The sequence below is a fragment of the Burkholderia sp. BCC0506 genome (assembly GCF_902833145.1).
Classification (GTDB): Bacteria; Pseudomonadota; Gammaproteobacteria; order Burkholderiales; family Burkholderiaceae; genus Burkholderia.
Map to the genome: position 1 here is coordinate 46710 of NZ_CADFEN010000014.1, position 18691 is coordinate 65400.

Consider the following 18691-nt stretch of genomic DNA (forward strand, 5'->3'; position numbering starts at 1 on the left):
CGCGGCGAAACGGCCGCGCTCGATCCGATTAGACGAGCGGGGGCGCCGTCGCTCAAGCGATCATTCGGTCGGGTTGGCATGCGTGACGGGAATGCGAAGGGGGGCCTGTCCGCCCGCACGCGCATCGGCACGGCCTCGGCTCAGGCCGACGTCGTGTCGTGCGCGTGCATCGCCGCATCGCATTCGGCCGCTTCGGCGAGCATCCAGTCGCGCACGTCCGCGACTTCGCGGCGCGGCGCAGGATCGTGCTGGAACAGCCAGTAGCCGTACGTCTCCGACAGCGTCTGCGTGTGCGGCCCGAGCACCGCGAGCCGGCCGTCGGCGAGCATCGGCGCGACGAGCGCGAGCCGGCCGAGCGCGATGCCCTGGCCCGCGATCGCGGCCTGGATCACCTGGTCGTACTGGTTGAAGCGCAGCACGCCTTTCGGGCGCGCGTCGCCGAGCCCGGCCGCATGCAGGTGAGCGTGCCACTGCAATTGCGGTTGCGGCGGCCCGTCGAATTCGAGCAGCACGTGATCGGCGATCGCGGCCGCGCTCGTGACCGGCCGCGCGGCGAGCGCCGGATGCGCGACCGGCACGACGATCTCGTCGAACAGGCGCAGCGCGCCGGCCGGCGCGCGCTCGCGCGGGCAGTAGCGGATGCCCAGGTCGATGCCCTCTGCGCGCAAATCGAGTACCTTGTCGTTCGCGGCGACGCGCAGATCGATTCCGGGCAGGCGCGCTTGCAGTCGCCCGAGCCGCGGCAGCAGCCATAGCGCGGTCACGCCGATGCTGGCCGTGATCGTCACGGGCTGGCGCTCGCGCGCGGCGGCGAGCGACGCGACGGTGTCCTGCAGGCCGTGCAGCGCCGCATCCGCGACGCGGAACAGCCGTTCGCCTTCCGGCGTGAATGCGATCTTCCGGTAGCCGCGCTGCAGCAACGTCACGCCGAGATGCGCTTCGAGCGCATGGACCTGGCGGCTGACCGCCGACTGCGTGACGCACAGGTCCTGCGCGGCGAGCGTGATGCTCATGCGGCGGCCGACGGCGACGAAACCGCGGACGAGATCGAGCGACGGGAGACGGACGAGTGGCGTCGACATGCGCGTGACTCATGCGAACGGAGCAGCAAGATTGGTTGAGAACGCGGCACGCGTCAAGTTCAATGGAGGCTGGTGGATCGCGATGCTTGGGGCCCGAGCAAGTGCTGAAGCGCTAATTGGGAATCGACAGCGATGCATGGGATCCCAGTAAGCGCTGAAGCGCTAACTGGGAATCGACAGCGATGCATGGGATCCCAGTAAGCGCTAAAGCGCTAACTGGGAATCGACAGGAGACACGATGACGATTTCGAGCGAAGCAAGCGGAACGGCGCAGGACGCTCGCGCGGCGGGCGCGTTGCCGCCCGAACCCGTGACGCTGCACGCGGCCGACGGTTACGCGCTGCGCGGCCATGTCTGGCGCCATCGCGGCGGCGGCGCGGGGCGGCCCGTGACGGTCGTCAATTGCGCGACGTCGGTGCGTTGCGACTACTACTTTCGTTTCGCGGCCTGGCTGTTCGCGCAGGGGCGCGACGTGCTCGTCTACGACTATCGCGGCATCGGCGGGTCACGCCCGGCGCAACTCGCGAAGCTGGACGCGAACTGGCTCGACTGGGGGCGGCTCGATTGCGAAGCCGCGCTGCACTATGCACGCGACGCGTTTCCGGGCCAGCCGCTCGATGTGGTCGCGCACAGCATCGGCGGCTGCGTGCTCGGCCTCGCGGCATCGAACGTGCACGTGCGGCATGCGGTGACCGTCGGCGCGCAGTATGCGTACTGGCGCGATTATCTGCCGGCCGAGCGGCGCCGCATGTGGTGGAAGTGGCACGTCGCGATGCCCGCGATCGCGGCCGTGTTCGGCTACGTGCCCGCGAAGCGGCTCGGCTGGATGGAGGACACGCCGCGCGGCGTCGCGCTGTCCTGGGCGCGTTCGCGGCCGCGTTTCGAGGATGGCTACATCGGCAGCGTGCTCGACGACAGCGCGGCGAGCCGCGCCGCGTTGCCGGCGCGCTTCGCGGGGCTGTCCGCGCCGATGCTCGCGATCGGCCTCGACGACGACGCGTTCGGCACGGTCGACGCGATCGAACGGCTGGTCCGCTATTACACGGGCAGCCACGTCACGCATCTGCGGATCGCGCCGGCCGACATCGGGGTCGACGCGATCGGTCATTTCGCGTTTTTCCACAGCCGCTTCACCGACACGCTGTGGCCCGTCGCGCTCTACTGGCTCGAACACGGCGTGCTGCCGGCCGATGCGCCGGGCGCCGTGCATGCGCTGCATCCGGCATCGCGCGGACGGCTGACCGGGAGCGGCGCGCCGGGCAGGGCCGCGCACGGATGATCGGGCATACGCGAACGCATCGCACCGTGCCCGTTCGATTTGCGAGCGTACCGCGGCGGCCGCCCGCCGGCGCGATCGATTAACATCGGACGTTTCGTGTTAGCGCACAGGCTGCCGTACGCCGATGTCCATTCCGTCCGATCCCGCTTCTCCCGTTGCAACGCACCGCGCATGGCGCGTGCACGCCGTCGACGTGCCGCCCGCGGCGGCGCGCGCCGGCGTGCAGGTCGCGCGCGTCGATTTCGACTGGCGCGTGCCGCTCGTGTCGCCCGCGTATGCGGCGTTGAGCGACGACGAGCGCGCCCGCGCCGCGCGTTTCCTGCGGCACGAGGATGCGGTACGCAGCGCCGCGACGCGCGCCGCGCTGCGCGACGTGCTCGGCGCGGCGCTCGGCGTCGCCCCGCGCGCGGTCGAGATCGTCGTCGATGCATCGGGGCGGCCGTCGCTGGACCGCGCGCATCGCGCGTCGCTCGACTTCAACGTGTCGCATGCGGGCGACCATGCGTTGGTCGCGTGGGCGCCGGCGGGCCGCGTCGGTGTCGATATCGAGGGCTGCAACCGCGTGGCGGACTGGCGCGCGCTGACGCGCGAAGTGTGCGCACCCGCCGAGGCCGCGTATCTCGACGGCCTGCCGCCCGACGCGCGCGAGCGCGAATTCATGCGGGTGTGGTCCGCGAAGGAGGCGCTGCTCAAGGCGCTCGGCACCGGCATCGTCGGCGGGTTGCGCGCGTTCGCGGTGGTACCGCCGCGCGACGCGGCGACGCCCGCGACGACGATCGTCGAGCCGGCCGCGCCCGCCGCCGGCGTCGCGGCGTTCGACGCGGCGTGGCTCGACGCGGCGCCCGGCTACGCGGCGTGCGTCGCGTGGACGCGCGCGTAAGCCGGTGTCGACGCGCGGCGCTTACTCGAGCGGCGCGTCGTTCGGCGCCGCATAGCGTGCCTTGATCACGTCGCTCATCGGGAAGTCGAATGCCAGCCCCTTCGGCGGTACGGGCTTCATGAACCATTTGTCGTACAGCGCGTTGATCTCGCCGCTTTTCATCAACTGCACGAGCGCGCCGTCGACGAGCGCCTTGAACTGCGGATCGTCCTTGCGCAGCATGAATCCGTAGGCTTCCGACGATTGCGGCGTGCCGACGATCTGCCAGTCGGCCGGTTTCGCGGCGAGCTGGCGCACGCCCGCGAGCAGCACGTCGTCCATCATGTACGCGGCCGCGCGGCCCGATTCGAGCGTGAGCCGTCCTTCCCCGTAGTCCTTCGCGCTGATGATCTGCATGTTCATCTTCTTTTCCTCGTTCATCTTGCGCAGCAGGCGCTCGGACGTCGTGCCCTGGTTCGTCACGACCGTCTTGCCGGCGAGATCGGGGAAGTCGCGGATGCCCGACGTCGTGCGCGTGAGCAGACGCGTCGTCGCGACGAAGAAGGTGGTCGAGAACGCGACCTGCGCATGGCGCGCGGCGAGGTTGGTTGTCACGCCGCATTCGAGATCGACGGTGCCGTTCTGCACGAGCGGAATGCGGTTCTGCGACGTGACCGGAACGAAGCGCACCTGCAGGTCCGGCTTGCCGGTGCGCGCCTTCACAGCGGCGATCACGCGCTCGCACAGGTCCTGCGAGAAGCCGATCACCTTGCCGCCGGCGTCGACGTAGGAGAACGGCACCGACGTTTCGCGATGGCCGATCGAGATCAGGTTGGCCTGCCGGATCTTGTCGAGCGTGCCGGACAGCGGCTCCGCGGCGACGGACGCGCCACACGCGAGCGCGCACGCGGCGATGAGCAGGGGGCGGCCGAGCCGGGCGGCGAGTCGGGACGGGAAGGGCATGGTGGTCTCCAAGTCGATGGGTGATTCGTATGTTGCCAAAAACAAAATAACTGCAACATATGTTAATTGGTCGACTTGACGAGCCGGTGCCGCGGGCCGCGCCGGACATCAGGGAAATTCCCGAGGCCGGAATAATGAAAAACAGGTTGTCTAGACAAGTTGACGTGGCTACACTTCAATCCATTCCGAACTTGTCTAGACAGGATTGCTCACATGATTACGTTGACCCCCGGCCACCTGACCCTCCCGCAACTGCGCCAGATCGCCCGCGAATCCGTGCAGCTCAAGCTCGACCCGGCGAGCTTCGCGAAGATCGATGCGGGCGCGAAGGCCGTCGCCGACATCGCGGCGAAGGGTGAGCCGGCCTACGGCATCAACACGGGCTTCGGCCGTCTGGCCAGCACCCACATCCCGCACGACCAGCTCGAACTGCTGCAGAAGAACCTGGTGCTGTCGCACGCGGTCGGCGTGGGCGAGCCGATGGCGCGTTCGTCGGTGCGCCTGCTGATGGCGCTGAAGCTGTCGAGCCTCGGCCGCGGCCACTCGGGCATCCGCCGTGAAGTGATGGACGCGCTGATCACGCTGTTCAACGCCGACGTGCTGCCGCTGATCCCGGTGAAGGGCTCGGTCGGCGCATCGGGCGACCTCGCGCCGCTCGCGCACATGTCGGCCGTGCTGCTCGGCGTCGGCGAAGTGTTCATCCGCGGCGAGCGCGCGAGCGCGCTCGACGGTCTGCGCGTCGCGGGCCTCGCGCCGCTGACGCTGCAGGCGAAGGAAGGCCTCGCGCTCCTGAACGGCACGCAGGCATCGACCGCGCTCGCGCTCGACAACATGTTCGCGATCGAAGACCTGTACCGCACGGCGCTCGTCGCCGGCGCGCTGTCGGTCGACGCGGCCGCCGGTTCGGTGAAGCCGTTCGACGCACGCATCCACGAACTGCGCGGCCATCGAGGCCAGATCGACGCGGCCGCGTCGTACCGCGAACTGCTCGAAGGCTCGCCGATCAACCAGTCGCACCGCGACTGCGACAAGGTGCAGGACCCGTACAGCCTGCGCTGCCAGCCGCAGGTGATGGGCGCGTGCCTGGACCAGATGCGCCATGCGGCCGACGTGCTGCTGGTCGAAGCGAACGCCGTGTCGGACAACCCGCTGATCTTCCCGGACACCGGCGAAGTGCTGTCGGGCGGCAACTTCCACGCCGAGCCCGTCGCGTTCGCGGCCGACAACCTCGCGCTGGCCGCATCGGAAATCGGCGCGCTGGCCGAACGCCGCATCGCGCTCTTGATCGATGCGACGCTGTCGGGCCTGCCCCCGTTCCTCGTGAAGGACGGCGGCGTGAACTCCGGCTTCATGATCGCGCACGTGACGGCTGCCGCCCTCGCGTCGGAAAACAAGACGCTCGCGCATCCGGCGTCGGTCGACTCGCTGCCGACCTCGGCCAACCAGGAAGACCACGTGTCGATGGCGACGTTCGCCGCGCGCAAGCTCGCCGACATCGCCGACAACACCAAGCACATCCTCGCGATCGAACTGCTGGCCGCCGCTCAAGGCGTCGACCTGCGTGCGCCGTATCACACGAGCCCGAAGCTCGCGCCGGTGATGGAGACGATCCGCAGCAAGGTCGCGCACTACGAACTCGACCACTACTTCGCCCCGGACATCGCGGCGATCGCGAAGCTCGTCGGCGAGCGCGCGTTCGCGAAGGTCGCACCGTTCTCGTTCGCATCGGAACAGTAAGCCGATGAGCGCGCCGGTCTACCAGGAGATCAAGGATTTCATCCTGGCCCGCATCCACGCCGGCGAGTGGGAGGAGGGCGACCAGGTGCCGTCCGAGAACGAGCTGGCGCGCGAGTTCAAGGTGGCGCGCATGACCGTCAACCGCGCGTTGCGCGAATTGACGGCCGAGCAGGTGCTCACGCGCATGAAGGGCGCGGGCACCTACGTCGCGCGGCCGAAGTACGAGTCGACGCTGGTCGCGATCCGCAGCATCTCGGAGGAAGTCGGCGCGCGCGGGCATGCGTATCGCGCGAGCGTGCTGGGGCTCGACACGATCCGCGCCGACGAGGCCCTCGCCGACGAGATGCAGGTGGCCGTGCGCACGAAGCTGTTTCATTCGCAGGTGCTGCACTTCGAGAACGACGAGCCGGTGCAGCTCGAAGAACGGTGGGTGAATCCGGCGGTCGCGCCGGATTACGCCGAGCAGGATTTCACGAATACGACGCCGAACCTGTACCTGATGCGCGCGGCGCCGCTGCAGCGCGTCGAGTACCGGATCGAAGCGGCGGCCCCGGCGCCCGAGCGGCGCGAGCAGCTGCGGATGGACGACGTCGAGCCGTGTCTGGTTTTACATCGGCGCACCTGGTCGCAGGGCGTCGTCGCCTCGGTGGCGAATCTGTGGCATCCCGGCAGCCGTTATCGCTTCACCGGGCATTTCTGATTTCTTAATGATCTTCAATTTCCTTCGGGAGCAGTCGTCATGAACCATCCGAAACACATCGATCCCCGCCTCGACCCGACGCGCACGATCCGCGCGCCGCGCGGCAGCGAAAAGACCTGCAAGACCTGGCTGGCCGAAGCGGCCTACCGGATGATCCAGAACAACCTCGACCCGGAAGTCGCCGAGCATCCGCATGCGCTCGTCGTGTACGGCGGCATCGGCCGCGCGGCGCGCAACTGGGAATGCTACGACCAGATCCTCGCGTCGCTGAAGGATCTCGAGGAAAACGAAACGCTGCTGATCCAGTCGGGCAAGCCGGTCGGCGTGTTCCGCACGCACAAGGACGCGCCGCGCGTGCTGCTCGCGAACTCGAACCTCGTGCCGCACTGGGCGAACTGGGATCACTTCCACGAGCTCGACCGCAAGGGCCTGATGATGTACGGCCAGATGACGGCTGGCAGCTGGATCTACATCGGCAGCCAGGGCATCGTGCAGGGCACCTACGAAACCTTCTTCTCGGTCGCGAACCAGCACTTCAACGGCGATCCGTCGGGCCGCTGGATCCTGACGGGCGGCCTGGGCGGGATGGGCGGCGCGCAGCCGCTCGCGGCGACGATGGCCGGCTTCTCGATGATCGCGGTCGAATGCGACGAGACGCGCATCGATTTCCGCCTGAAGACGCGCTACGTCGACAAGAAGGCGACGACGCTCGACGAAGCGCTCGGCATGATCGAGGAAGCGAAGCGCACCGGCAAGCCGGTGTCGGTCGGCCTGCTCGGCAACGCGGCCGACGTGTTCGCGGAACTCGTCACGCGCGGCATCACGCCGGACTGCGTGACCGACCAGACGAGCGCGCACGACCCGATCAACGGCTACCTGCCGCAAGGCTGGACCGTCGCGCAATGGCGCGAGGCGCAGAAGGTCGATCCGCAGAGCATCGTGAACGTCGCGAAGCAGTCGATGGCCGTCCAGGTGCGCGCGATGCTCGCGCTGCAGGAACGCGGCGCGGCCACGCTCGACTACGGCAACAACATCCGCCAGATGGCGCTGGAAATGGGCGTCGAGAATGCATTCGACTTCCCGGGCTTCGTGCCGGCGTACATCCGTCCGCTGTTCTGCGAAGGCAAGGGCCCGTTCCGCTGGGTCGCGCTGTCCGGCGATCCGGAGGACATCTACAAGACCGACCAGAAGGTGAAGGAGCTGATCCCCGACGATCCGCACCTGCACAACTGGCTCGACATGGCGCGCGAGCGCATCGCGTTCCAGGGCCTGCCGGCGCGGATCTGCTGGGTCGGCGTGAAGGATCGCTATCGCCTCGGCCAGGCGTTCAACGAGATGGTGAAGAACGGCGAACTGAAGGCGCCGATCGTGATCGGCCGCGACCACCTCGACACCGGTTCGGTCGCGAGCCCGAACCGCGAGACAGAATCGATGAAGGACGGGTCGGACGCCGTCAGCGACTGGCCGCTGCTGAACGCGCTGCTGAACACGGCAGGCGGCGCATCGTGGGTGTCGCTGCACCACGGCGGCGGCGTCGGCATGGGCTTCTCGCAGCACTCGGGCGTCGTGATCGTCGCCGACGGCACGGCCGACGCGCACGAGCGTCTCGGTCGCGTGCTGCTGAACGATCCGGCCACGGGCGTGATGCGCCATGCCGATGCCGGTTACGAACTCGCGCAGCAGACGGCCCGCGAAGCCGGCCTGAAGCTGCCGATGCTCGGCCGCTGAGCATGACGGCGCTCGACCCGGCGCCGGTGAGCGCGACGCTGGCCGCCGTGCTGATTCGCGCGGCGGATCTCGTCGCGTCGCCGTGGAAGAACGGCGGCGGTGTCACGCGCGAGATCGGCGCGTTCCCGCCCGGCGCGGCCCTCGACGCGTTCGCGTGGCGCGTGAGCGTCGCGGACGTCGGCACGGCCGGGCCGTTCTCGCGTTTCGATGGCGTCGACCGCACGCTCGTGCTGCTGTCCGGCGCGGGCATGACGCTCGCCGAAGCGGGCGGGGTGAAGCACGTGCTCGATACGCCGCTCGCGCGTGCCGACTTCGCGGGCGAGACGGCGATCGACGCGACGCTGCACGACGGCGCGACGCGCGACTTCAACCTGATGACGCGCCGCTCGGCCGCACGGGGCGCGCTCGACGTGTGGCGTGCGGGCGCGCACCGCGTCGCGCCGGCCGATACCGTGCTGCTGTTTTGCGCGGCCGGTGCGGTGGGCGTCGACATCGACGGCGCGCACTACGCGCTGGAAGACATGGACACGTTGCGGCTCGACGGGCCGCGGCGTGCGTTTGACGTCGTCGTGAGCGGAGGCGGCGCGCTGCTCGCCGTCACGCTTGCCGTCGGCGAACGAGACTGAACGCATGAAACCGACTGTCTGGCATCACCTGAGGCTGTGTCCGCACGGCCATCCCGACGAGACGATCGACGACGCGGCGATCGCCGTCGACGAAACCGGCACGATCGCGTGGCTCGGCGCATGGTCCGCGCTGCCGCACGGCTATGCGCACTGGCGGCGCGAGGACCTGCACGGCGCGTGGGTGACGCCGGGCCTCGTCGACTGCCATACGCACCTCGTGTACGGCGGCACGCGCGCCGACGAGTTCGCGCAGCGCCTCGCGGGCGTCAGCTACGAGGCAATCGCGCGGCAGGGCGGCGGGATCGTGTCGACGGTGCGCGCGACGCGCGCGGCCGACGAGACGACGCTGTTCGTGCAGGCCGCCGCGCGCCTGCAGCCGCTGCTCGCCGAAGGCGTGACCGCGATCGAGATCAAGTCCGGCTACGGGCTCGACCTCGCGAGCGAGCGCAAGATGCTGCGTGTGGCGCGCCAGCTCGGCGAGCGTTTTCCCGTCACCGTCTACACGACCTTCCTCGGCGCGCATGCGCTGCCGCCCGAATATGCGGGGCGCGCGGATGCGTACATCGACGAAGTGTGCGACCGCATGCTGCCGGCGCTGGCCGACGAAGGGCTCGTCGACGCGGTCGACGTGTTCTGCGAACGCATCGGCTTTTCGCTCGCGCAGACCGAGCGCGTGTTCGAGGCCGCGACGCGGCGCGGGCTGCCGGTGAAACTGCATGCGGAGCAACTGTCGAATGCGGGCGGGACGGCGCTCGCCGCGCGTTACCGCGCGCTGTCGGCCGACCACCTCGAATTTCTCGACGAAGCCGGCATCGAGGCGATGAAGGCGGCCGGCACGGTCGCCGTGCTGCTGCCCGGCGCGTACTACTTCATCCGCGAAACGCAACTGCCGCCGATCGCGCTGCTGCGCAAGCACGGCGTGCCGATCGCGCTCGCGACCGACCACAACCCCGGCACGTCGCCGCTCGAATCGTTGCTGCTGACGCTGAACCTGGGCTGCACGCTGTTCCGCATGACGGTGCCCGAGGTGTTGCAGGGCGTCACGCGCCATGCCGCCGCGGCGCTCGGCCGCGCGGATCGCCACGGCGCGCTCGAGGTCGGTCGCCAGGCCGACTTCGCCGTGTGGTCGGTCGGCTCGCTCGCCGAGCTCGCGTACTGGATCGGCCGGCCGCTGTGCGAGCAGGTCGTACGCGGCGGCACGACCGTGTTCCGCCGGATGAACGGATAAGTTTCGCGGCGGTTCGGGCCGGGTCGTGACGGACCCGGCCCGGCCGACGTTTTGCATGGGACCGGACCGGTGCGCAAGCGCGCCCGGCCTCCGGTCGACGAGGACTCGCAATGACCGACACCCTGTTGTTCGCGGACCATGCCTACCTGCCCGAGGGCTGGCGCCGCAACGTGCTGCTGCGCTGGGATACGGCCGGCACGCTGACCGACGTGACACCCGACACCGACGCACCGGCGGGCGTCGCACGCGCGGCCGGGCCGGTGCTGCCCGGCATGCCGAACCTGCATTCGCACGCGTTCCAGCGCGCGATGGCGGGGCTCACCGAATACCGCGCGAATCCTGCCGACAGCTTCTGGAGCTGGCGCGACCTGATGTACCGCTTCGCGCTGAAGATCACGCCCGACGCGCTCGCGGCGATTGCACGCTGGCTGTATGTCGAAATGCTCAAGTGCGGCTACACGTCGGTGTGCGAATTCCATTACGTGCATCACGCGCAGGACGGCTCGCGCTATCCGCGCATCGCGGAGCTCGGCACGCGGGTGGCGGATGCCGCGCGCTCGGCCGGCATCGGCATCACGATGCTGCCCGTGTCGTACCAGTTCGCCGGCTTCGGCAACAAGCCGCCGCGCGACGATCAGCGCCGCTTCATCAACACGCCCGACGGCGTGCTCGAACTGCTCGACGCGATGCGTCGCGCGGCGCCCGAGCATGGCGGGCTGCGCTACGGCGTCGCGCCGCACTCGCTGCGCGCGGTGTCCGAGAACGGGCTGCGTACGGTGCTCGAAGGCCTGCCCGACGATGCGCCGGTGCATATCCATATCGCCGAGCAGACGGCCGAAGTCGACGACTGCGTGCGGGCCTACGGCGCACGCCCCGTGCAATGGCTGCTCGATCGGTTCGACGTCGATGCGCGGTGGTGCCTCGTGCATGCGACGCACGTCGACGCGGCCGAGACGGCAGCGCTCGCGAAGCGTCGCGCGGTCGCGGGCCTGTGCCTGACGACCGAAGCGAACCTCGGCGACGGCGTGTTCCCGGCCGTCGACTATCTCGCGCAAGGCGGCGTGATCGGCGTCGGCTCGGACAGCCACGTGTCGGTCGACTGGCGCTCGGAGCTGCGCCTGCTCGAATACGGGCAGCGGCTCGTGCATCGCGCGCGCAACGTGCTGGCGAGCGAATCGCAGGCGCACGTCGCCGATCGCCTGTTCGATGCGTCGCTCGCGGGCGGCGCGCAGGCGAGCGGGCGGCGCATCGGTGCGCTGCGCGCCGGTTGTCGCGCCGACTGGCTCGTGCTCGATCCCGACCATCCGGCGATCGCCGAGCACGGCAGCGCGGCATGGTTGTCGGGCATCGTGTTCGCCGAGCACGGCGAGACGCCGGTGCTCGACGTCTACACGGGCGGCGAGCGCGTCGTGAGCGGCCGTCGCCATCGCGACGAAGCCGCCGCGTATGCCGACTACCGCGCCGCGCTGGCGCAACTGCTGCGCTGAACGCGCGGCAACCGGCGCACGCCGCACGCGTGCGCCGGCTGACTCTTACGGTGAGGCGACATGACTGAACAACCGGCTGTATTCACGCTGAAGCAGGGCACGCTGCCGCTGCTGATCTCGATTCCGCACGCAGGCACGTACATTCCCGACGACATCGCCGCGACGATGACGCCCGACGCGCGCTTCGTCGACGATTGCGACTGGCATCTCGAGCGGCTGTACGGTTTCGCGGCCGATCTCGGCGCATCGATCCTCGTGCCGTCGCATGCGCGTTACGTCGTCGACCTGAACCGTCCGCCCGACAACGAGAACCTGTATCCGGGGCAGGACACGACCGGGCTCGTGCCGGTCGATACGTTCGACAAGGCGCCGCTGTATCCGGCGAACGCGCTGCCCGGCAACGACGAGATCATGCGTCGCCGCGACCGCTACTGGCTGCCGTATCACGACGCGCTGCAACGCGAGATCGCGCGCCTGAAGGGCGAACACGGCCGCGTGCTCGTGTGGGAAGCGCATTCGATCCGCTCGCACGTGCCGCGTTTCTTCGACGGCCGCCTGCCGGACTTCAACTTCGGCACGTCGAGCGGCGCAAGTGCGGCGCCCGGCCTCGCGCAGGCGCTGGCGGCGCGCGTGCTCGCGCACGGCGGCTATACGGCCGTCGCGAACGGGCGCTTCAAGGGCGGCTACATCACGCGTCACTATGGCGTGCCCGATACCGGCGTCGAGGCCGTGCAGCTCGAACTGTCGCAGATCACCTACATGGAAGAGACGCGTCCGTACGCGTACGACGAAGCGCGTGCCGCGCGGATCGTGCCGCTGTTGCAGACGCTCGTCGAAACCGCGCTCGCGCATCGTTGAGCACGGGCCGCCGCGATGCGGCAGCGCGGCGCGGCGGTGCGTCCCGCCCCGTCGGCACATAGCGGGCAAGCCGATGCAATGCACAAAACGGCATCGATCCACGCGATCGATGCCGTTTTTTTCGTCTGACCGATGTCGTCATCGGCACCTGAAAATTTGACGCAATTTTTAGTTGATATAAGCTGAATGTCAGGAAGTCGTCACGCGCGCACCGGCGACGAGGCCATCGACGATGGCCGGACTGCGCCGGAATCCGCTGCGAGACATCTTGCTGACGTGTCGCCACGCGGCATTGCGACACGTGTCCTGCCTCCATCAGTCAGTCGAGTACGATCGTGAAAGCCGCCAGCCCTTCGATACGCCGGACGCGAAGTCCGTCGGCGGGCGCGCCGCCTCAGGCCGGGCCGAACCGGCATGCTGATCGCGGCACGCGCGCCGCCCCGTTACGCGAGCCTCGCTTCTTCGCCATTTCCCATCGCGGCCCGCGCCGCTTCAATCTCGTGACCGCGCACCTGTGCAGCGCGGTGCAGTGCGACGGCAGCGCATCGTTGTTGCCCTAGCGTCCCTTTCCGCTTCCGTCCCGGGCCGCACCGCCGGTTGCCGCCGCATCCGCGCGGCAGGACCGCGCCTGCCCCGGTGTTTGCCCGGCGGCGCGACTGCACGCCGGTGCGGCGCGCCCGCGAACCTGCATCGTTGCGCGCGCGAGCGTGTCGCGCGCCATCACCGGAGAGACGCCGATGCGTGCGCGACCGATCGTAGCCGTCACCGCCGACCGCATCCTGCGCGGCGCCCATCCGAACCACACGGCGGGCGAGAAGTACCTCGCCGCGGTCGTCGACGGCGCCGGCGCGCTGGCGTTCGTGCTGCCCGCGCTCGGCGCGCGGCAGCCGGCCGACGCGATCGTCGCGGCGATCGACGGGCTGCTGTTGACCGGCAGCTATTCGAACGTCGAGCCGCATCATTACGGCGGCGCCGCGAGCGCGCCCGACACGCTGCACGATCCGGCGCGCGATGCGACCGCGTTGCCGCTGATCCGCGCGGCGATCGACGCCGGCGTACCGGTGCTCGCGATCTGCCGCGGCATGCAGGAGCTGAACGTCGCGTACGGCGGCACGCTGCATCAGCGGCTGCACGCGATGGCCGGCTTCGACGACCATCGCGAACGGCCGGCCGATCCGCTCGAACGGCAGTACGGTCCCGCGCACGTCGTGCAGCTTGCGCCGGGCGGCCTGCTGCAGCGGATCGCGCGCGGCGCGCGCGAGGCGACCGTCAATTCGCTGCACGACCAGGGCATCGCGCGCCTGGGTGCGGGGCTCGCCGTCGAAGCAAGCGCGCCCGACGGGCTCGTCGAAGCCGTCAGCGTGCGCGGCGCGCGTGCGTTCGCGCTCGGCGTGCAGTGGCATCCCGAATGGCGCTATGCGGAGCAGCCGCTGTCGCGCGACATCTTTGCGGCATTCGGCGCGGCGTGCCGCACGCACATGACGCACCGCCTTCATGGGGCCGGTGGCGCGATGGCGTCGTCGGCCGCATCCGACATCGATATCGACCAACGAGACCGATCATGCAACCCGAACTGAGCGAATTCCTGCGTCAGCACCGCATCACCGAAGTCGAGGCGATCATTCCCGACATGGCCGGCATCGCGCGCGGCAAGATCATTCCGCGCAACAAGTTCGAATCCGGCGAATCGATGCGCCTGCCGCAGGCCGTGATGGTGCAGACCGTCACCGGCGATTATCCGGAGGACGGCACGCTGACCGGCGTGACCGATCCCGACATGGTGTGCGTGCCCGATCCGTCGACGATCTGCCTGATCCCGTGGGCGGTCGATCCGACCGCGCAGGTGATCCACGACTGCGTGCATTTCGACGGCTCGCCGGTGGAGATCTCGCCGCGCTACGTGCTGCGCCGCGTGCTCGACCTGTACGAGGCGAAGGGCTGGAAGCCGGTCGTGGCGCCCGAGCTGGAGTTTTATCTGGTCGACATGAACGCCGATCCCGACCTGCCGCTGCGCCCGCCCGTCGGTCGTACGGGGCGCGCGGAAACGGGGCGCCAGTCGTATTCGATCGAGGCCGTCAACGAGTTCGATCCGCTGTTCGAGGACATCTACGAGTACTGCGAAATGCAGGGCCTCGATATCGAGACGCTGATTCACGAAGTCGGCGCCGCGCAGATGGAGATCAACTTCATGCACGGCGACGCGCTGTCGCTGGCCGACCAGGTGTTCCTGTTCAAGCGTACGGTGCGCGAGGCCGCGCTGCGCCACAACATGTACGCGACGTTCATGGCCAAGCCGATGGAGAACGAGCCGGGTTCCGCGATGCATATTCATCAGAGCCTCGCGGACATGCGCACCGGACGCAATCTGTTCGCCGACGAAGGCGGCGTCGTCTCGCCGCTGTTCCACAGCTATCTCGCCGGGCTGCAGAAATACACGCCCGCGCTGATGCCGATCTTCGCGCCGTACATCAACTCGTACCGCCGCCTGTCGCGCTTCATGGCCGCGCCGATCAACGTGCAGTGGGGCTACGACAACCGTACGGTGGGCTTTCGCATTCCGCAGTCGAGCCCCGTCGCGCGACGCATCGAGAACCGGATTCCGGGCGTCGACTGCAATCCGTACCTCGCGCTCGCGGCGACGCTCGCGGCCGGCTATCTCGGCATCACGCAACAGCTCGCGCCGACCGAGCCGATCGCGTCGGACGGCTACGACCTGCCGTATCAGCTGCCGCGCAACCTCGAGGAAGGCATTTCGCTGATGGCCGCGTGCGAGCCGCTCGCCGGCATCCTCGGCGACAAGTTCGTGAAGGCCTACCTGGCGTTGAAGGAAACCGAATACGAAGCGTTCTTCCGCGTGATCAGTTCGTGGGAACGCAGGCATCTGCTGCTGCACGTGTAAGCGTGCGGCGCTGTTTGACGGAGAAAACATGACCGATCGAAACGAAGCCCTTTCGCCGCATTCGACCGCCGAATACCGCACGCTCGACGCCGCGCACCACATTCATCCGTTCTCGGACATGGGCGCGCTCAACCGCGCCGGCAGCCGCGTGATCGTGAAGGCCGACGGCGTCTACCTGTGGGACTCGGACGGCAACAAGGTGATCGACGGGATGGCCGGCCTCTGGTGCGTGAACGTCGGCTACGGCCGCAAGGAGCTCGCCGACGCCGCCTATCGCCAGATCCAGGAACTGCCGTTCTACAACACGTTCTTCAAGACCACGCACCCGCCGGTGATCGAGCTGTCCGCGATGCTCGCGGAAGTGACGCCCGCCGGCTTCAACCACTTCTTCTACTGCAACAGCGGCTCGGAGGGCAACGACACCGTGCTGCGGCTCGTGCATCAGTATTGGCGCGTGCAGGGCAAACCGCAGAAGAAGTATGTGATCTCGCGCAAGAACGGCTATCACGGCTCCACGATCGCGGGCGGCACGCTCGGCGGGATGGGCTACATGCACGAGCAGATGCCGTCGAAGGTCGAGCACATCGTGCACATCGACCAGCCGTATTTCTTCGGTGAAGCGCAGCCCGGAGACACCCCCGAAGCTTTCGGCCTCGCGCGTGCGCAGCAGCTCGAAGCGAAGATTCTCGAGCTCGGCGCGGAGAACGTCGCCGCGTTCATCGGCGAGCCGTTCCAGGGCGCGGGCGGCGTGATCTTCCCGCCGTCGACGTACTGGCCGGAGATCCAGCGGATCTGCCGCAAGTACGACATCCTGCTGGTCGCCGACGAGGTGATCGGCGGGTTCGGGCGCACCGGCGAATGGTTCGCGCACCAGCACTTCGGCTTCGAGCCCGACCTGATCACGATGGCCAAGGGCCTCACGTCGGGCTACGTGCCGATGGGCGCGGTCGGCATTCACGAGCGCGTCGCGCGGCCGATCATCGACAACGGCGAATTCAATCACGGGCTCACGTATTCGGGGCACCCGGTGGCGGCGGCCGTCGCGGTCGCGAACCTGAAGCTGCTGCGCGACGAAGGGATCGTCGAGCGCGTGAAGACCGACATCGGGCCGTATTTCCAGCGCCGGCTGCGCGACGCGCTGGGCGGCCATCCGATCGTCGGGGAAATTGCGGGCGCGGGGCTGGTCGCCGGCGTTCAACTGGCGCGCGACCGGGGGCGGCGCGAGCGCTTCGGCGCGGACGTCGACGTCGGCACGATCTGCCGCGACTTCTGCTTCAACGGCAACCTGATCATGCGCGCGACCGGCGACCGGATGCTGCTGTCGCCGCCGCTCGTGATTCGCGAGGCGGAGGTCGACGAGATCGTCGACAAGGCGAAGCGTGCGTTCGACGCGACGGCGGAGCGGATCGGACGGGCGTGAGCGGGCGTCGCGCGGCGACTACACGTAGTCGTAGCGCTGCTGGTCGAATTGGACGATCCGCGCGACGCAATCGGCGACGGTTGTCGTGCCGGTTTCGATGACGAGATCGGCGGCGCTCGGCGCCTCGTAGGGATCGGAGATGCCGGTAAACCGGGTTGTCTGACCGGTGACCGCTTTTGCGTACAGGCGCTTCGGATCCCGCGCGGCGCAGGTCTCGAGATCCGCTTTCACGTAGATTTCCGTGAAGCGCGTGTCGCCGATGATGTCCCGTGCCCGTTGCCGGTCGGCGGCGTACGGGGAGATCAGCGCGACAATCACCGTGATGCCCTGTACGTTCAGGAGCTTCGCGATCTCGGCCGTGCGTCGGCAGTTCTCCGCGCGGTCTTCGCGCTTGAAGCCGAGATCGGACGAGACGCCCGAGCGGAGCGCGTCGCCATCGAGTATGCAGACGGGAATTCCGTGCTCGCGAAGGTGGGCAGCGACCTGGCGCGACAGGGTGGACTTGCCGGCGCCGCTCAGGCCGGTGAGCCACAAGGTATGTGAAGTGAGCGGTGCCATGGTTGCGTCGGAACGGTACGCCGGGATCGCGCGATCGTGGTGACTGGAACGGGAGCCGGCACTGCATCGGTCGGCCGATTCTAGTCAGCCAATATCAACCGGATGTTACGAATGCGTTACCGTGAATTACGATGCTCGCCATGCGTTTTTGCGCGGTGCAAGCGGGCACACGGGCCGCGGCCGTCGCTGCCGGGCGATGTCGCAACGGGCGCGAGACGGCGTCGAAACCGGTAATCGTACAAACGCGGCGAACCAAAACGAAAAGGGCCTGCGTCGTGAGACGCAGGCCCTTGAATTCTTTGGTGGGCGGTACTGGGATCGAACCAGTGACCCCTGCCGTGTGAAGGGATTCGCTGGGGGCGGAACGCCGCGGAATAAGGCAAATCAAGCCCTTTCTTTCGTAGCGCGATGAAACAAACTGTCGTTGGTCTAGCGAATCGCCTGTCAACGGTGACAGGTAGGCCGACGTGGCCGGTATGCGAAAATTGCATGCTCAATCCGGGAGTTACCTATGCCGACATGCCCGAGCTTCCTTGAAGCCTTCCAAGCGAATATGACCGCGCTGCATATGCCTGTTCCGACAACGCTTTTCGCGACGCTACAAACGTCGGTTGCGGCCGTCAGTACGATGATGGGGACGCTAAAGGCGCTTGGCCCCGAAGCGACGGTGGGCGAAATACTCGGTGCGACTACGCTAGTCGAAAAGGTGGGCGTTGTCGGTTCGATCCTTGGCAGCGCCTACCTAGGCGCAGTCATCGGTAGCCTGATGGTCGCAACCGATTCGACATTGGCGTGTGGCGTAGGCAAGGGCAACGCGAACACGTCGCTTGCAGTCGCTCAATGGGGCGCTCGCTATGGGCTGGCGATTCATCCGCTCGTCATGGCGCAAATCCTGCGGCATCCGGAAGTTCTCTCGCCCGGCCCGCATAGCTATTTCGGGTTGAAGACGAACACGGCGATCCGGGGTGCGCGATGAAGTGGATTGCCGACCGCCTACTTCTCATCGGCACGGCGATAGTCTGTTTCGCCGTCGCTTGGGCCATCATCGCCGGAACCGGCGAATGGTTCCCCACCGTTATGATGCTGATCGCGTTCGCAACGCTATGGGGCGATAACGCCCGCCTGCGAAAGCTGCTCGAACAAAACGGCATCGATCCGCGACGGCGCAAGCGCTAATCCCGGCAACGTCAGCTGCATGCCCTGGCGTGTCGGACAGATACGAGGCCGGGCGAGACAGGGCATCGATGCGATATTGCGAGCGAATACC

17 protein-coding genes are annotated in these 18691 nt (G+C 68.2%); 14 read left to right on the forward strand and 3 right to left on the reverse strand.

All coding sequences use genetic code 11. From position 1 onward, the window contains the following. Positions 1–140: 140 nt before the first annotated feature. On the reverse strand, positions 141–1082 hold the full coding sequence (locus HWX62_RS27630; protein WP_175932709.1) for a LysR substrate-binding domain-containing protein: 942 nt from the start codon (positions 1080–1082) through the stop codon (positions 141–143). Between the two features lie 238 nt (positions 1083–1320). Here HWX62_RS27630 and HWX62_RS27635 point away from each other — a divergent pair, with 238 nt between their 5' ends. Next, complete coding sequence (locus tag HWX62_RS27635) at positions 1321–2361, forward strand: alpha/beta fold hydrolase (protein WP_175932710.1); 1041 nt, start codon at positions 1321–1323, stop codon at positions 2359–2361. 124 nt (positions 2362–2485) lie between these two features. Next, complete coding sequence (locus HWX62_RS27640) at positions 2486–3241, forward strand: 4'-phosphopantetheinyl transferase superfamily protein (RefSeq protein ID WP_175932711.1); 756 nt, start codon at positions 2486–2488, stop codon at positions 3239–3241. A 21-nt stretch (positions 3242–3262) separates the two neighbouring features. Here the strand turns inward: HWX62_RS27640 and HWX62_RS27645 are convergent, their stop codons facing one another. Next, positions 3263–4183: a glutamate/aspartate ABC transporter substrate-binding protein gene (locus tag HWX62_RS27645; protein WP_175932712.1), complete on the reverse strand. Its 921-nt coding sequence runs from the start codon at positions 4181–4183 to the stop codon at positions 3263–3265. A 213-nt stretch (positions 4184–4396) separates the two neighbouring features. On the opposite strand from HWX62_RS27645, the gene hutH reads away from it, so the two are divergent. From hutH to HWX62_RS27695, 10 genes are all read left to right on the forward strand, one after another. Then, entirely contained in the window at positions 4397–5920 is a 1524-nt protein-coding gene (gene hutH / locus HWX62_RS27650; protein WP_175932713.1) for a histidine ammonia-lyase, read from the forward strand. A 4-nt stretch (positions 5921–5924) separates the two neighbouring features. Then, on the forward strand, positions 5925–6620 hold the full coding sequence (gene hutC, locus HWX62_RS27655) for a histidine utilization repressor (RefSeq protein ID WP_059578316.1): 696 nt from the start codon (positions 5925–5927) through the stop codon (positions 6618–6620). A 39-nt stretch (positions 6621–6659) separates the two neighbouring features. Continuing rightward, complete coding sequence (hutU, locus tag HWX62_RS27660) at positions 6660–8348, forward strand: urocanate hydratase (RefSeq protein WP_175932714.1); 1689 nt, start codon at positions 6660–6662, stop codon at positions 8346–8348. 2 nt (positions 8349–8350) lie between these two features. After that, positions 8351–8974: a HutD family protein gene (locus HWX62_RS27665; RefSeq protein ID WP_175932715.1), complete on the forward strand. Its 624-nt coding sequence runs from the start codon at positions 8351–8353 to the stop codon at positions 8972–8974. Between the two features lie 4 nt (positions 8975–8978). Then, entirely contained in the window at positions 8979–10202 is a 1224-nt protein-coding gene (gene hutI, locus HWX62_RS27670; RefSeq protein WP_175932716.1) for an imidazolonepropionase, read from the forward strand. 110 nt (positions 10203–10312) lie between these two features. Continuing rightward, positions 10313–11689, forward strand: coding sequence for a formimidoylglutamate deiminase (locus HWX62_RS27675; protein ID WP_175932717.1), 1377 nt, complete (start codon positions 10313–10315; stop codon positions 11687–11689). A gap of 60 nt (positions 11690–11749) precedes the next feature. After that, positions 11750–12547: an N-formylglutamate deformylase gene (hutG, locus tag HWX62_RS27680; RefSeq protein ID WP_175932718.1), complete on the forward strand. Its 798-nt coding sequence runs from the start codon at positions 11750–11752 to the stop codon at positions 12545–12547. Between the two features lie 737 nt (positions 12548–13284). After that, on the forward strand, positions 13285–14124 hold the full coding sequence (locus HWX62_RS27685) for a gamma-glutamyl-gamma-aminobutyrate hydrolase family protein (RefSeq protein ID WP_175932719.1): 840 nt from the start codon (positions 13285–13287) through the stop codon (positions 14122–14124). After that, positions 14109–15446 carry a glutamine synthetase family protein gene (locus HWX62_RS27690; RefSeq protein WP_175932720.1) on the forward strand — a complete coding sequence of 446 codons (1338 nt, stop codon included), beginning with the start codon at positions 14109–14111 and terminating at the stop codon, positions 15444–15446. The genes HWX62_RS27685 and HWX62_RS27690 overlap by 16 nt, the downstream gene beginning before the upstream one ends. A gap of 28 nt (positions 15447–15474) precedes the next feature. Then, on the forward strand, positions 15475–16866 hold the full coding sequence (locus tag HWX62_RS27695; RefSeq protein ID WP_175932721.1) for an aspartate aminotransferase family protein: 1392 nt from the start codon (positions 15475–15477) through the stop codon (positions 16864–16866). Positions 16867–16884: 18 nt separating this feature from the next. Here HWX62_RS27695 and cysC read toward each other — a convergent pair whose 3' ends face one another. After that, positions 16885–17424, reverse strand: a complete 540-nt coding sequence (cysC, locus tag HWX62_RS27700; RefSeq protein WP_175932722.1) for an adenylyl-sulfate kinase — start codon at positions 17422–17424, stop codon at positions 16885–16887. Positions 17425–17935: 511 nt separating this feature from the next. Here cysC and HWX62_RS27705 point away from each other — a divergent pair. Together HWX62_RS27705 and HWX62_RS27710 are read left to right on the forward strand one after the other, a co-directional pair. Continuing rightward, positions 17936–18400: a hypothetical protein gene (locus tag HWX62_RS27705; protein ID WP_175932723.1), complete on the forward strand. Its 465-nt coding sequence runs from the start codon at positions 17936–17938 to the stop codon at positions 18398–18400. Further along, positions 18397–18600 carry a hypothetical protein gene (locus HWX62_RS27710; RefSeq protein WP_124557644.1) on the forward strand — a complete coding sequence of 68 codons (204 nt, stop codon included), beginning with the start codon at positions 18397–18399 and terminating at the stop codon, positions 18598–18600. The genes HWX62_RS27705 and HWX62_RS27710 overlap by 4 nt, the downstream gene beginning before the upstream one ends. Positions 18601–18691: the final 91 nt, after the last annotated feature.

Coding starts and splice junctions, on each gene's coding strand:
- HWX62_RS27630 (WP_175932709.1), bottom strand. CDS start 1,082: ATGTCGACGCCACTCGTCCGTCTCCCGTCGCTCGATCTCGTCCGCGGT.
- HWX62_RS27635 (WP_175932710.1), top strand. CDS start 1,321: ATGACGATTTCGAGCGAAGCAAGCGGAACGGCGCAGGACGCTCGCGCG.
- HWX62_RS27640 (WP_175932711.1), top strand. CDS start 2,486: ATGTCCATTCCGTCCGATCCCGCTTCTCCCGTTGCAACGCACCGCGCA.
- HWX62_RS27645 (WP_175932712.1), bottom strand. CDS start 4,183: ATGCCCTTCCCGTCCCGACTCGCCGCCCGGCTCGGCCGCCCCCTGCTC.
- hutH (WP_175932713.1), top strand. CDS start 4,397: ATGATTACGTTGACCCCCGGCCACCTGACCCTCCCGCAACTGCGCCAG.
- hutC (WP_059578316.1), top strand. CDS start 5,925: ATGAGCGCGCCGGTCTACCAGGAGATCAAGGATTTCATCCTGGCCCGC.
- hutU (WP_175932714.1), top strand. CDS start 6,660: ATGAACCATCCGAAACACATCGATCCCCGCCTCGACCCGACGCGCACG.
- HWX62_RS27665 (WP_175932715.1), top strand. CDS start 8,351: ATGACGGCGCTCGACCCGGCGCCGGTGAGCGCGACGCTGGCCGCCGTG.
- hutI (WP_175932716.1), top strand. CDS start 8,979: ATGAAACCGACTGTCTGGCATCACCTGAGGCTGTGTCCGCACGGCCAT.
- HWX62_RS27675 (WP_175932717.1), top strand. CDS start 10,313: ATGACCGACACCCTGTTGTTCGCGGACCATGCCTACCTGCCCGAGGGC.
- hutG (WP_175932718.1), top strand. CDS start 11,750: ATGACTGAACAACCGGCTGTATTCACGCTGAAGCAGGGCACGCTGCCG.
- HWX62_RS27685 (WP_175932719.1), top strand. CDS start 13,285: ATGCGTGCGCGACCGATCGTAGCCGTCACCGCCGACCGCATCCTGCGC.
- HWX62_RS27690 (WP_175932720.1), top strand. CDS start 14,109: ATGCAACCCGAACTGAGCGAATTCCTGCGTCAGCACCGCATCACCGAA.
- HWX62_RS27695 (WP_175932721.1), top strand. CDS start 15,475: ATGACCGATCGAAACGAAGCCCTTTCGCCGCATTCGACCGCCGAATAC.
- cysC (WP_175932722.1), bottom strand. CDS start 17,424: ATGGCACCGCTCACTTCACATACCTTGTGGCTCACCGGCCTGAGCGGC.
- HWX62_RS27705 (WP_175932723.1), top strand. CDS start 17,936: ATGCCGACATGCCCGAGCTTCCTTGAAGCCTTCCAAGCGAATATGACC.
- HWX62_RS27710 (WP_124557644.1), top strand. CDS start 18,397: ATGAAGTGGATTGCCGACCGCCTACTTCTCATCGGCACGGCGATAGTC.